Annotated in this window: 15 protein-coding genes and 1 riboswitch; of the genes, 3 read left to right on the top strand and 12 right to left on the bottom strand. The window is 34.5% G+C overall.

Translation table 11 applies throughout. The features are described 5' to 3' along the window. From FS935_RS03875 to FS935_RS03890, 4 genes are all read right to left on the bottom strand, one after another. Entirely contained in the window at positions 1–588 is a 588-nt protein-coding gene (locus tag FS935_RS03875; RefSeq protein WP_146946194.1) for a nucleoside recognition domain-containing protein, read from the bottom strand. A gap of 1 nt (position 589) precedes the next feature. After that, positions 590–1732, bottom strand: coding sequence for a D-alanyl-D-alanine carboxypeptidase family protein (locus FS935_RS03880; RefSeq protein WP_146946195.1), 1143 nt, complete (start codon positions 1730–1732; stop codon positions 590–592). A gap of 176 nt (positions 1733–1908) precedes the next feature. Then, positions 1909–2505: an SMC-Scp complex subunit ScpB gene (scpB, locus tag FS935_RS03885; protein WP_146946196.1), complete on the bottom strand. Its 597-nt coding sequence runs from the start codon at positions 2503–2505 to the stop codon at positions 1909–1911. 4 nt (positions 2506–2509) lie between these two features. Further along, positions 2510–3253: a segregation/condensation protein A gene (locus tag FS935_RS03890; RefSeq protein WP_146946197.1), complete on the bottom strand. Its 744-nt coding sequence runs from the start codon at positions 3251–3253 to the stop codon at positions 2510–2512. Positions 3254–3909: 656 nt separating this feature from the next. Here FS935_RS03890 and FS935_RS03895 point away from each other — a divergent pair. Beyond that, positions 3910–4005 carry a YjcZ family sporulation protein gene (locus FS935_RS03895; RefSeq protein ID WP_146946198.1) on the top strand — a complete coding sequence of 32 codons (96 nt, stop codon included), beginning with the start codon at positions 3910–3912 and terminating at the stop codon, positions 4003–4005. A 176-nt stretch (positions 4006–4181) separates the two neighbouring features. Next, positions 4182–4703, top strand: coding sequence for a DUF309 domain-containing protein (locus FS935_RS03900; RefSeq protein WP_146946199.1), 522 nt, complete (start codon positions 4182–4184; stop codon positions 4701–4703). Positions 4704–4768: 65 nt separating this feature from the next. Here the strand turns inward: FS935_RS03900 and FS935_RS03905 are convergent, their stop codons facing one another. From FS935_RS03905 to FS935_RS03925, 5 genes are all read right to left on the bottom strand, one after another. Next, positions 4769–5137, bottom strand: coding sequence for a GNAT family N-acetyltransferase (locus FS935_RS03905; RefSeq protein WP_146946200.1), 369 nt, complete (start codon positions 5135–5137; stop codon positions 4769–4771). A gap of 261 nt (positions 5138–5398) precedes the next feature. Next, the gene (gene ribH, locus FS935_RS03910) at positions 5399–5863 is read right to left on the bottom strand and encodes a 6,7-dimethyl-8-ribityllumazine synthase (RefSeq protein ID WP_146946201.1); all 465 of its coding nucleotides are present in this window, start codon (positions 5861–5863) and stop codon (positions 5399–5401) included. A 123-nt stretch (positions 5864–5986) separates the two neighbouring features. Further along, positions 5987–7180, bottom strand: a complete 1194-nt coding sequence (locus tag FS935_RS03915; RefSeq protein WP_146946202.1) for a bifunctional 3,4-dihydroxy-2-butanone-4-phosphate synthase/GTP cyclohydrolase II — start codon at positions 7178–7180, stop codon at positions 5987–5989. A 36-nt stretch (positions 7181–7216) separates the two neighbouring features. After that, positions 7217–7864, bottom strand: coding sequence for a riboflavin synthase (gene ribE / locus FS935_RS03920; protein ID WP_146946203.1), 648 nt, complete (start codon positions 7862–7864; stop codon positions 7217–7219). Positions 7865–8246: 382 nt separating this feature from the next. Continuing rightward, positions 8247–8398, bottom strand: a riboswitch (FMN riboswitch). A gap of 269 nt (positions 8399–8667) precedes the next feature. After that, positions 8668–9102: a peptidylprolyl isomerase gene (locus tag FS935_RS03925; protein WP_146946204.1), complete on the bottom strand. Its 435-nt coding sequence runs from the start codon at positions 9100–9102 to the stop codon at positions 8668–8670. Positions 9103–9330: 228 nt separating this feature from the next. On the opposite strand from FS935_RS03925, the gene FS935_RS03930 reads away from it, so the two are divergent. Next, a complete protein-coding gene (locus FS935_RS03930; protein WP_193559343.1) occupies positions 9331–10218 on the top strand; it encodes a DUF1002 domain-containing protein in 888 nt (295 codons plus the stop codon). 338 nt (positions 10219–10556) lie between these two features. On the opposite strand, the gene lysA is transcribed toward FS935_RS03930, so the two are convergent. From lysA to spoVAEA, 3 genes are all read right to left on the bottom strand, one after another. Next, a complete protein-coding gene (gene lysA, locus FS935_RS03935) occupies positions 10557–11879 on the bottom strand; it encodes a diaminopimelate decarboxylase (RefSeq protein WP_146946205.1) in 1323 nt (440 codons plus the stop codon). Between the two features lie 352 nt (positions 11880–12231). Next, the gene (locus FS935_RS03940; RefSeq protein ID WP_146946206.1) at positions 12232–13701 is read right to left on the bottom strand and encodes a spore germination protein; all 1470 of its coding nucleotides are present in this window, start codon (positions 13699–13701) and stop codon (positions 12232–12234) included. After that, complete coding sequence (gene spoVAEA, locus FS935_RS03945; protein WP_146946207.1) at positions 13685–14263, bottom strand: stage V sporulation protein SpoVABEA; 579 nt, start codon at positions 14261–14263, stop codon at positions 13685–13687. Before spoVAEA ends, FS935_RS03940 begins: the two co-directional genes overlap by 17 nt. Positions 14264–14265 lie beyond the last annotated feature (2 nt).

Consider the following 14265-nt stretch of genomic DNA (forward strand, 5'->3'; position numbering starts at 1 on the left):
TCACCCTTTTCTCTTTCTCCTATAATAAAAGTAACGATCGATCATAATAGCTCCAGTTGTAGATAGAAGTGTTGCAATTAATGTTGGTCCAACAATACTAGTAGGTGAGGAAGAGCCATAGGTCATCATAATTGCAATTACTGTAGTAGGAATAAGTGTTAAGCTTGACGTATTAATTGCTAAAAATGTGATCATTGACCTGCTAGCTTTATCTGAATTTCCATTTAACACTTTTAATTGTTCCATTGCTTTTATTCCTAGTGGGGTTGCAGCATTTCCTAATCCAAATAAATTTGCCATCATATTTGAAAGCATATAACCCATCGCTGGGTGTTCAGGTGGCACTTCTGGAAAAAGTCTTGTCACAATTGGCTTGAATAAATTACCCAATTTCTCTAGTAAACCTGCATTCTCTGCAACTTTCATTAACCCAAGCCAAAAAACTAATACACTGATAAACCCAATTGAAATGGTAACTGCTTCTTTACCACCTTTGAAAATAGCTTCATTTACTTCTTCCATTGTTCCATTAAACATCGCAAACACTATTCCAATAACAGTTAACATCACCCAAATAATATTAACCATTTTACTTCACACCTGAAACAGCAAAAAACAGATTTCGAAACATCTCCCAAAATGAGCCTTTAGGCTTTTCAACCTTGCCATTATCAAAATATATAGGTACTTCTGCTATTTTTCTTTCATCTATTTTAACTAGGAGATTTCCTACAACATTTGGTACTACTTCCTCCCTTTCCCACTCTTCATCTGGCTTTTGTAATTTCACATTAATATTCACCTTGTCCTGCTCTTCTTTTGTTAGAGGGTAGATAACATCTCTTTCAAGAAAAATTTTATTATGATAAAAATCCTCTTCTATTCCTTTAAGAGTACCTTTATCTTTTAATTTCACTAACTCAAAATGGCTGTAAGCATAGTTATGAAGATTCATATGATCCTTCCAATCATCAGGATCATTTAATGTAACAACAATTGTATCAAAACCATCTTTAGTAGCCGTTGATACTAAAGTTCTTTTTGCCCGAACTGTATAACCTGTCTTCCCACCAGTACTGTATTCATATAGTTGTGTTAATAATTTGTTTTTGTTATGCCATACTCTGTCCCATTTTTCATTTGGGTTTGGTGCACGATGCGTTTCAGTACCAGATATCTTTTGGTACGTTTCGTTTTTCATAGCGTATTGTGTCAAAATCGCCATATCATAGGCTGTTGAATAATGATTTTCATGATCATCAAGTCCATGTGGATTTGCAAATTCAGTGTTTGTCATACCAATTTCTGCAGCTTTTTGATTCATCATAATGACAAAACCTTCTAAACTTCCACCAACATGCTCAGCTATTGCCACAGCCGCATCATTTCCTGAGCGTAGCATTAAACCATAAACTAAATCTTCTAATTTAATTTTCTCACCTTTTTGTAAGTAAACAGAAGATCCCTCAGCTTTAAGTACTCTTTCACTTACAGTAACCATTTCTTCTAGTTTTCCTGATTCAATAGCCAAAATCGCAGTCATAATTTTCGTTATACTAGCAATTCTCATTTTTTTGTGAGCATCTTTTTCAAACAAAACTCTACCAGATTCTTGATCTATTAAAATGGCAGTTTGAGCACTTACGCCAACAGCTGAAGTCTGGTGTGGGAGTAATGTGATTAGAAGTAAAATGATGAGTATCCCTGTTGTCATTTTCTTAATTTGCAACATAATGCATCCACGTCCCCTTACTTGTTTTGTACAAGTTTATGCAGTGGGACAAAGCTTATGATAAAAACTTCAATTTCTGTTGATTGTTTTTCATTTTAAGTATCTTAATAAATAATAAAAAAAACTGGTAAGGTAATGGCTTTAAAACCATTACTTTACCAGTCTTTAACTTGGGATTATTTTAACTCTTCTAACGTTTCATTAAACTTTTCAAAAAATAAATCTGCTTCTTCCTGTTCGAATTCGTCGTCCGTTTTCTCTGGAAGTGGAGGTAATTCTTTAATAGATTTTAGACCAAAATATTCCAGGAATTCTCTTGTCGTTCCATATAAAATAGCACGACCTGTTCCTTCAGCTCTTCCAACTTCTTTAATTAAAATTTTTGATACAAGAGTTTGAAGTGGTCTTTCTGTTTTTACACCGCGAACTTCTTCAATTTCTGCCCTTGTTATAGGCTGCCTATATGCTACAATAGCTAACGTTTCTAGCGCTGCTTGTGACAGAGAACTATTAACAGGAGATTCAACCAATTTTTTAATATATGAAGAATGAATTTTCTTAGTTGTCAGTTGATAATGCCCCGCAACTTCCACCAAATCAATTCCGCGTTTTTTCTCTTTATAACTTGAAGACAATTCTCCTAAAATGTCCATTACTTCTTGTTCTTCTAATTCTAATACTGTCATTAATTGCTTGAGAGAAAGCCCTTCATCTCCGGAAGCAAATAAAAGAGCCTCAACAATTGAATTCCACTCAATAACACCTAAGGACATGATCCTACTCACTCCCCATTATAAAAATATCTGCAAAATTGTTTTCTTGTTCAATAAGGATTGAATGTGTTTTCATTAGCTCTAATATAGCCAAAAAAGTTACAACTAAATGATCTTTATTATCAGATGTAAATAAGTCTGTGAATTTGCGTCTACCTGGATTTGTTCTAAGGTCCAATAAAATTTCTTCCATTCTTCTCTCAATCGGTATTTCTTGTCTTGAGATTGTTGTTTGCATCGGTTTTTTAATTTTTTTCCGACGAAGCATTTTTTGGAAAGCACCTAACATATCGTAAATTGAAACATTTAAAGAATCCATTTGATTTGATGATTCGATTATATATTCACTTAAATCACTTGGAGCCTTTGTATAGACCTGCAAACGATCTTCTTCAAGAGTTCGTAAATCCTCTGCTGCTTCTTTATATTTACGATACTCAATAAGTCTTTGCATTAACTCATCACGAGGATCCTCTTCTGGTTCATTACCAAATTCATCCTCAAAAAGATCTTCCTCTTGTTTTGGTAACAGCATTCTACTTTTTATTGACAATAAAGTCGCTGCCATCACTAAGTATTCTGAAGCTATATCAAGATGCATCTCCTGCATTGTGTGAATATATAGCATATATTGCTCCGTTATCTCAGACACAGGTATATCATATATATCAATTTCTAAACGATTGATTAAATGTAGTAAAAGATCTAAGGGTCCTTCAAACGCATCTATTTTCACATGATATTTCATACTTTATCCCACCATTCTTACAACTAGCCAACATATAGTATAGAGTAAAACTTCCTCATGTCCAATATTTATTTAAAAACAAGTTGCTCGATGCTTGCTTCTTTACCATATTAGAGATTATTTTTTAGATTAACGTATTAAAAAGTCTTTCTGATGACGGATTTCTTTGGTGTAACCGCATTCTCAACGTAATATTTAACTCTTTCTCCAAATTAATCCTTTACAGAGCTAAGTTTTAGAAATTTATTTTCAGGGTTCTCCGGAATTATCTTCATTAGAGATTTCCGAAAAAATCTCACTTTAATTTTGTCTATGTTAAAGGTTAATGTTGATTTTTAGGACATTGTTGATTGGAGGTGAATATATGAGACTCCTGCTAAGAGAAGCGTGTCAAAGGGAGACCCCACAGGCGCGCAGCTTACGAGGAGGCTCCCGGACCTAGGAAGAATGGTCCTTATTCTTCCCTAGGAAAAAACGAACTGCATTTTTTCCCAGGAAAGCGAATGCCTGTAACGGAAATCAACAACAAAGTTTAACAGAGCCTTAATTTAATGCACCCTAAAAAATAGGTGAAAATAGACACTTGCCTATACAACTCAGCTTTTTCCTCATATATTACCAATGTAACAGCTAAACATAAGGGAGGTATTTAAAAAATGGGTGAAGCAGTAGTTGGTTACGGCGGAGGATTTGCGTTAATTGTTGTATTGTTTATTTTATTAATTATCGTTGGTGCTGCTTGGGTATATTAAAAAATAAAGCTGCTGAGGTATCAGCAGCTTTTATACATACATGGAATTTCATTTTAATCACTTTTTGTTCAGTTATCTATGTGGGTTGCGTTTAAAGTTTGTTGTTTCACTAACTTGAAAATAATATGATACACTTATTTAAAAAGCTTTTTTATCAAGGGGGATTTGCTATAAATATGTATGATCAAGCTTATGTTGATTATCTTATTTACTTTCATTGTGAACGAGATTATTTTGAATGTCATGAGGTTCTTGAGGAGCATTGGAAAAAAGACCCACCAAAAGAACGGAAAAAATATTGGGTCGGTCTTATTCAAATAGCTGTGGGGCTTTACCATCAAAGGAGAGGTAACTATTCTGGTGCTTACAGAATGATGTCTAACGCAATTAACCTACTAGAACACGAGAAAGACATGCTCAACTTACTAGGATTACAAAGTGATGAATTACTAAATCAACTAAAACATAGAAAACAAGAAATCTTCAGCAATCAACCTTATCATAGTTATAACCTTCCAATTGTTGATAAAAAGTTACAAACGATATGTAATAACCGATGTTTACATGAGAATCTTACTTGGGGGAAACATAGTGACTTAAGTAATGAATACTTATTACATAAACATATAAAACGTGACCGATCAGAGGTTATTACTGAACGTGAGCTTCAGCTCAAAAAGCGGCATTCTAATAAATGAATGTACACACCTTGTTCTTCCCATAAAAAAACAAGCCAGAATTCAACGAATATCTGGCTTGTTTTTTATTCACAATCTTGAGTAGAATCATTCGAACATTTTTCAAAGAATGCCTTAGTATCTTCATTTGGCACTACGGCTTTATTTTTATAAAGATCTGTAACTGCATTGACCATAGATTTCCCAACACCTTGATGACGGTGAGATGGATTTACAGTGATATGCTGTACTTCTACAGTATCTTCACCTTTGAAAATAACACCAATTGCACCAATTATGTCTTCCTCATATTTCCATAAAAACAGCTGCCAGTTATCTTCAACTTCATACTGTTTTATCGTCTGCTGCAATTGCTTTATTTCCTTTTCGGCCGGCATAAATGACAATAAACCCATGGCAATCTTTTCAAAAGTTTTTTTATAGCGAATTAACATATATACCCCTCATTAACGAAATAGCTTCCTTTTACCAGAAAGCAAAGTACTATACCTAAAAAGCACAAATTTAATCCAATTAAGGTCCTACTAGTATCTAACGTTATACTTTTTTGGTTTTTGACTGACGCATATTCCTTGCCTTTAACCCCTGTTGTATATGCGGATAAACTAAAAGTTGCATTGAGTATCTGTTATTATATAGTTCTTCTCAAGATATTATATACAGTTTTCTACCTTTTTTAAACACTTTTACGTAAATTATTCAAAAGTGTTAAGTAAATTAGCCATTTCAATTGCAGTTACTGCAGCTTCATAGCCTTTATTTCCTGCTTTTGTACCAGCTCTTTCTACTGCCTGTTCAATTGTCTCTGTTGTTAATACTCCAAAAATAACCGGCACTCCAGTTGTTAATGATGCTTGTGAAACACCTTTTGCTGCTTCGTTACAAACATAATCATAGTGAGTAGTTGCTCCACGAATAACAGTACCTAAAGTAATAACTGCATCATATTTACCTGATTCTGCTAACTTTTTCGCTACCAATGGTAATTCAAAAGCACCTGGTACCCATGCAACTGTTACATTTTCATTTTCAACTCCATGTCTTCTTAAACCATCCTCAGCTCCACCAAGAAGCTTTGATGTAATAAATTCATTAAAACGAGCTACTACTATTGCAACTTTTAAACCACTACCAATTAAATGTCCTTCAAATGTTTTCATTTTTATTCCTCCAAATTTTATTAGAAATTTTTTAAGTATATAACTACTGTATTATAGTCGAATGACATCTTTTCTTTAACAGATGGCATCCTCTGTATGAGATGTCTTCATACTGAAGACATCTTAGAAATGTAAGAAATGTCCTAGCTTTTCATACTTTGTACGTAAGTATTGTTTGTTTTCTTCTCGTTCTGGCATTTGAATTGGAATACGATCAACAACCGTTAATCCATATCCTTCTAACCCGGCAATTTTACGAGGGTTATTAGTTAATAACTTCATTTTTTGTATACCTAGATCTCTGATTATTTGAGCTCCAATCCCATAATCTCTAAGATCAGGAGCAAAGCCTAGCTTTTCATTTGCTGCAACTGTGTCATATCCTTCTTCTTGAAGCTTATAGGCTCTCATTTTATTAAGTAAACCTATACCTCTTCCTTCTTGACGCATATAAAGCAGTACACCTGTACCTGCTTTTTCAATTTGTGTGAGTGCAGCATGAAGCTGAGGACCACAATCACATCTAAAAGAACCAAACACATCTCCAGTTAAACATTCGGAATGAACTCTTACAATAATGTCTTCACTAGAGTCAATGTCACCTTTTACAAAAGCAACATGCTCTTTATCATCTAAAGTGTTTGAATATCCAATTGCTTTAAAAGATCCAAACTCTGTTGGTAGATCTATTTCTACTTCGCGTTTCACTAATTTTTCGGTTGTGTTTCGATATTTAATTAAGTCTTTTATTGTGATAATCTTTAAATTTAATTTCTCTGATAGTACTAATAAATCCGGTACTCTCGCCATTGTGCCATCTTCTTTAATAATTTCACAAATAACTCCACCTGGTTTAGCTCCACTTAGTAAAGATAAATCAACTGCAGCTTCAGTATGACCAGCACGTCTTAGAACACCACCTGTTTTTGCAATTAACGGAAAGGTATGTCCTGGTCGTTTAAAGTCAGCTGACTTTACATCTTCTGATAAAAGAGCTTTAACAGTGTCCGCACGTTCAAAAGCACTGATCCCAGTTGTGTTAGTTTTGTAATCTACACTTACTGTAAAAGCTGTACCATGTGGATCTGTATTTTGAGATACCATTGGCGTTAAATCTAATCTCTTAGCTTGTTCTTCTGTAATAGGAACACAAACTAGTCCTCTACCATGCTTAATCATAAAATTGATTGTTTCAGGTGTAACTCGATCAGCTAATGAAACAAAATCACCTTCATTTTCACGATCTTCATCATCCACCACTATGACAACTTTACCTTCCTTTAGATCTTCTATCGCTTCGTCTATTGTATGAAACATCTAAAAACCCCCTATCAAATTAAGTTTACATTCTAATTAAGCATATCCATTTTCTTCTAAAAACGATTTGCTTAGTGAAGAGTTTTTTGGAGTTATTTGTTGGTTGACGAACTTCCTAATATACTTACCCACCATATCACACTCAATATTTACAATATCCCCTACATCCTTTGATCCTAATATTGTTTCACTCAATGTGTGAGGGATAATTGAAATCGTCACTTTTTCTTTTTCTAGCCCGAAGATTGTTAAGCTAATACCATCGATTGTAATAGATCCTTTATGAATGAGTGTATCTGTTAAATGCTCTGAAATTTTCAAATCATAATAAACAGCATTTGAGAATCTTTGTTTTTTTATTATTTGAGCTGTTCCATCAACATGTCCTGATACAAAATGACCACCAAACCTACCATTAGCTGCCATTGCTCTTTCTAAATTCACTTTTGATCCTTGCTTTAATTGTGACAAAGAAGTACTTTTAACTGTTTCCGGCATTACATCAACTGAAAATGAGGATTCATTATATTCAGTTACTGTTAAACAAACACCATTAACCGCAATACTGTCTCCTAATTTTATATCTTGTAAAATTTTTGTCGCTTCAATTGAAAATACAATCGCTTCTTTAGAGCTTTGTAGTTTTTTTATTGATCCTATTTCTTCAATAATTCCTGTAAACAAATAAATCCCTCACTTTACAATATGCTGAGTCTAAATTATACCTCTCCTGAATTTTTGCCATATTATCGTTTACATAAAGTATTTAGGACTATTCATGGGTGGTATACATGTAAAGTAACAAATAAACCACTTATGTTTTACCTGCTTAAAAAGACACAAAGTAAAAAAGCCCGAAGTCATAGACTTAGGGCTTAAATAGTTAAGTAATTGATATTTGAGTATGTCAAATAAGAGTATTGTAATCCTTTTTTTGAAAAGTGTTGTAAAAACTCGTTACATTCAAGTTAAAGTTATTATCACTTCTCCCTATGGAGCGGATATCCCTGTACTTAATGAACACAGTTAAACACAAAAAGAAATTCAATACACCGCAAAAAATTGCGCAATTCTTCTCCCATCCAGACTTTAACTGTCGGCCCTAGAGTTTCACTAGATCCACCGCTAACTTGTTGTTAACGGGTCACGGACTTAGAAGTTACTATATTGTAACTCATCACCGCCGGTAGGGAATTTCACCCTGCCCCGAAGAATGTATAAAACGAAATATGAAATTGTAAGTTACTTGTAATACAACCAATAGTTCTGCTCAAGCTCTAGTCGTTAATTTGTTGCTTTAGAGAATAACTATAATTTATTTTATCTGTATAATGACCTACATGCAATAATTAAGAGCTTATAATTTAAATATTTTTTCAATCTGCTTTGTTTCTCATAACTGATTGAAATGAACTGATTCGGTTTTTCATAGAATTTCTACAAAAAAGCTAAAAAGCTGTACCTAATAAGGTACAGCTTTTTCACGCTTATTCTTCTGAGATTTTTACTTCTTTCATAACATCATTTGGTTTGATGTTATAAATGGCATCTAAATTATCTGTTACTTTTCCAAAAACAGTGTGAACACCATTTAAATGTGGTTGTGGCTCATGTACGATGAAGAATTGGCTACCACCTGTGTCTTTTCCTGCATGTGCCATTGAAAGTGATCCAGCCTCATGTTTATGAGGATTTCCTTGTGTTTCACATTTGATTGTATATCCAGGTCCACCTGTTCCTGTGCCGTTAGGGCATCCACCTTGAGCTACAAAGCCAGGGATAACACGGTGAAACGTTAAACCGTTGTAATATCCTTCATTTGCTAATTTCTCAAAATTTGCAACAGTTCCAGGTGCTTCGTTTGGATATAACTCAATACCAATTGTATCTCCATTTTCCATTGTAATTTGCGCTTTTTTCATATGTATGAAACCTCCAATAAGTATTATACGTCTAATAGACATGAACACCTATCTATTCTACTATAACTAAGTTGTAAACACCAAATAGATCAGCCTATAAAACATAAAAAGATTTTAAAAATCATGTTCTTTTACACTTCTTAACAAAAATAGGGTATTGACTATTGATAAAAAGCACTATAATAGATGTGATAGAATTAGTTTTGGAAAAACACGGAGGTATTTCACTTGAAAAAAATTATCCTAACCTTAATGGCTATTCTTTTGTTTGCTTTTCCATCTTTAAGTTTTGCAGATGCAGTTGTCGGAGATATGATTATTACACTTGGAGAAAATTTATCTGAACAGCAAAAACAAGCTCTTTTAAACGAAATGAATGCAACTGGAGAAGATCAAATCATCACAGTATCTAATAAGGAAGAACATCAATATTTAGGGAATTATATTCCTAAAGCTACAATAGGAACAAAAGCAATTTCTTCAACTAGTATCACAATTGAAAAAGCTGGATCTGGTCTTGAGGTCTCTACTAAAAATATAAACTGGGTAACTGATGAAATGTATTTAAATGCTCTCATGACTGCCGGTTTAAAGGACGCATCAATCTATGTAACAGCACCTTTTGAAGTATCTGGAACCGCTGCATTAACAGGTTTAATTAAGGCCTATGAAATTTCATCAGATGAAGTCATTCCAGAAGATGTAAAACAAGTAGCAAATGAAGAGTTAGTAACGACCGCTAAGCTTGGTGATGAAGTTGGAGCTGAAAATGCAGCAGCATTAATGGCTAAGATCAAAGACGAAATCGCTAAGAATGGTGTACCTGAAACAGAGGCGGATTTGCGAGCTCTTATTGAAAATGCAGCAAATGAACTTGGTATCACATTAACTGAAGAAGATATAAACAATTTAATTAATCTATTTAATAAAATGAAAGAACTAAATATTGACTGGAATCAAGTTGGTCAGCAGCTTGACCAAGCAAAAGATCAGATTTCAAATTTCTTAAATTCTGAGGAAGGTCAAACATTTTTACAGCAAGTGAAAGAATTCTTTATCGCATTATGGGATGCTATCATTTCAATCTTTACAAACAGTGAACAAAATGCAGCTTAAGAGCTAAATACTTTTACAAATCTATTGGCTATGTTAAAGGTTAATGTTGATTTTTAGCACATTGTTGATTGGAGTGAAAGGCATGAGACTCCTGCGGGAGAAGCGTGTCAAAGGGAGACCCCACAGGCGCGCAGCTTACGAGGAGGCTCCCGGACCGCCCGCGGAAAGCGAATGCCTGTAACGGAAATCAACAACAAAGTTTAACAGAGCCAATCTATTTAATAACTTCAAATCTAACAAAGTCAACACAAAAGAACCTGCAGATTCATCTACAGGTTCTTTTGCACTTGAGTTCAAGTGTATTCTCTTAAACTGAGCTGCTTATATTAGTTTACAACTTAATTTTGAATAACTTTCGATTTAAGCGGCAAATCATTCACTATAAGATCTTCAAAGCTTTCCCTTTTGATAACAAGCTGTTCTTCTCCATTTTCAACGAATACAACTGCAGGGCGAGGAATTCTGTTGTAATTATTTGCCATCGAGTAGCCATATGCTCCCGTACAAAATACAGCAAGAATGTCATTAGGGTTCACTTCTGGCAAAGGTAGGTCCCAAATTAACATATCTCCACTTTCACAGCACTTACCTGCTATTGAAACAGGTTGTTCATGTTTTTCGTTTACACGGTTCGCTAGTACGGCCTCGTATTTTGCTTGATATAGTGCTGGACGAATATTATCACTCATTCCTCCATCAATTGCAACATATTCTCTTATATTAGGTACTGTTTTTTGTGATCCGATTGTATACAGAGTAGTTCCCGCATCTCCTACTAGTGAACGCCCTGGTTCAATCCAGATTTCTGGCATTTTAATACCCATTTCACTTACTTGTTTCTTTACTGCTTCTACAATTTGTTCAACATAATATGTTGCTGGAAGTGGTTCATCTTCCTCGGTATATCTAATCCCAAAGCCTCCACCTAAATTGACAACCTCTGGGATGAATGAAAATTCACTTTTCCATTCTTCAATTTTTGCAAAAACACGTTCTGCAGCAAGCACAAAACCTGCAGTATCAAATATTTGAGAGCCAATATGACAATGTATACCTAATAAATGAATCCCCTCAATTTTCAGTACTCGATCAATCGCTTGCTCTATTTGTCCATTTAACAAACCAAAACCAAATTTCGAGTCTTCTTGACCAGTTGTAATATAATCATGAGTATGTGCTTCAACACCTGGTGTTACACGTAACAGTACTGGAACTTTTGTGGAATACTCTTTTGTAAGCTCTGCTAATAATTCGATTTCATAGAAGTTATCAACAACAATACAACCAACTTTTTGCTCTAAAGCCATTTTTAGTTCAGCTCTACTTTTGTTATTACCGTGTAAATGGATTCTTGAAGCTGGAAAGCCAGAAGCAATCGCTGTATATAGCTCGCCACCTGAAACTACATCTAAAGATAAACCTTCTTCATCAATTAACTGAAACATAGCAATTGAAGAAAATGCTTTACTTGCATATGCCACCTGTGCACGGACATTCATTTTTTCAAAGGCTTCTTTAAAACTCCGGGCACGTTCTCTTATTAAAGCAACATCATAAATATAAAGTGGTGTTCCATATTTACTCGCTAGATTTACAGTATCTACTCCACCTATCTCCAAATGACCGTTTTCATTAATTCTACTAGTACCATGTAAGAACAACTTGCTTCCCCTCTTTCTACAACTAGGCTCTTTCAAAGATCTAAAGTAACATGTTTTCATCTCGTTAATTTTTAACATCTATCAAACAAGTTTCGTTCTTATTTGTAACTTTTCTGAAGGATTGTTATTAATAATCGACCCAATAACATGTTAAAAAAGTGCTATTAACAAATGTAAGGTTCTATTATCACAAGAAAAGATGCCACTATACTTTTTTATACAGTGCTGTTTGCTAACCTTAAGGAAAAAGACAGTTAACACCAGTGGCATTAACTGTCTGTTATAAAAGCGAATCAACATTAAATTAAAGATACAATATCATAAAAGAGGGGTTCTTTCAATGTCACTTTACCTAATTCGACTGTTTTTTTATATTTTGGGGATGTACAATGCTTGGTCTTAGCTTAGCACCTGGTACAGATGTACGGATGATGATCTGCCACAATGCCTTAGCATTAAAAGGTAGAAATGGCCATAAGTAAGGAGTGTTTAATGATCTGATACTCGCGAGAAGTAAAACAAAAACTGTACTACCAACTACAAATCCTTCTAATTGAAACGCTGCAACAGAAGTTAGCAGCAGTAATCTTGCTATTTTATTTGCTCCACTAAGCTCATAGCTTGGTGTCGCGAATGTTCCGATTGCAGCAACTGCTACATATAAAATAACTTCAGGTACGAAAAGACCAACATCAATAGCTATTTGTCCAATTAATGCAGCAGCAATTAATCCCATTGCAGTTGATAGAGAGGTTGGCGTGTGTATGGCTGCCATCCTTAAAAATTCAATACCAAAATCGGCGAGAAATATTTGAATAACAATTGGTATATTCTTCTCCTCATTTGGTCCTATAAACGCTATTTCCTTTGGTAGCAATGATGGCTCTGATACGTATAAAAACCATAACGGCAGAAGAAATATGGATGCGATAATACCTAAAAAACGTACCCACCTTAGTAATGTTCCCACAGCTGGTGCTTGGCGATATTCCTCAGCATGCTGCACGTGATGAAACATTGTTGTTGGTGTTATAATCACACTCGGTGATGTGTCGACCATAATTAAAACATGACCTTCTAATAAATGATTCGCAGCTACATCTGGTCTCTCAGTATAGCGTACTAGAGGGTATGGATTGAATCCCTGCTTCACTAAAAATTCTTCGACAGATTTATCCGCCATTGTTATACCATCAATTTCAATAGCTTCTAATTCTTTTTTTATAATTTTAATTAATTCAGGATTCGCAACATCTTTTACATAAGCAACACAAACATCTGTTTTCGAGCGCTCTCCTACTTTTAACATTTCATATCGTAATCGTTCATCTCTTATTCTTCGTCTAATTAGCCCTGTGTTTACGATTATATTTTCAACAAAACCATCTCTAGCACCACGAACGATTTTTTCTGTATCTGGTTCCTGTGGCTGTCTTCCCGGATAGCTTCTAACATCCACAACTATCCCATAATCACTACCTTCAATCAGAAAGACAATTAAACCAGAAAGTAATTGATCAACTACTTCATCCAATGTTCTAATTTTCTCTACTGATTGATTGACAATACGATTTTCTAAAATTTCCTTGAACTTGACATGATCAACTTCATCATCACTGATAGCTGTTATTTTGTTTAAAATTTGCACAATGTAGGCTGTATCACATAAACCATTTAAAAAATACATATTTACTTGATAGTCCATAATATATAACTTTCTTATACCCAAATCAAAACTAGTATTTAATCCAACATGCTCTTTAAAAAATTTCTCATTCTCAGCTAAATTACCTGAAATGGGGTATTTATTTTTGGTTGTCATGATATCCGCTCCTTTCTAAAATTAATTCAACAGCTTTTAATGTAATTGGACATCCATTTTTCACACTATCTTTTCTCGCCATTTTCCCAATATCTCCTATTCCGACAATAATAGGAACATTCAGTTGATCTAGACAATAAACTGTGTCACCGCTTATCCTTCCTAATTCAAGGTCTTTTAATCCACTTTTATCTACTCCGTACTCTGTTAATTCTCCAAACCGATCTATACTGACATCTACTTTAGCCCACTCTGTTTGGTGAGTCTTTGAAGCAACTGCAATTATTCCTAACACCTCAATCTCGGAGTGCTCTGCCACATACTTTAAAGCTATTTCGCCAGCTCCTTCCCCAAGCAAGCCACAATCATCAAACATTACAAAAACAGGATCATTTTTGGCTTTGAGGATGAGCTGAACAATTTGTGATCCTGTTAATGTAGTTGGATTTCCCTGTGATTGTGATATTGCTCTTCCACCTATATTAGCCGCTACATGCTGAATTGTTCGGGCAGCATACTCATCACCATCTGTTACTAGAATGACCCTTCTTTTTTTTGTCAATG

The sequence above is a fragment of the Metabacillus litoralis genome (genome assembly GCF_007994985.1).
GTDB lineage: Bacteria > Bacillota > Bacilli > Bacillales > Bacillaceae > Metabacillus > Metabacillus litoralis.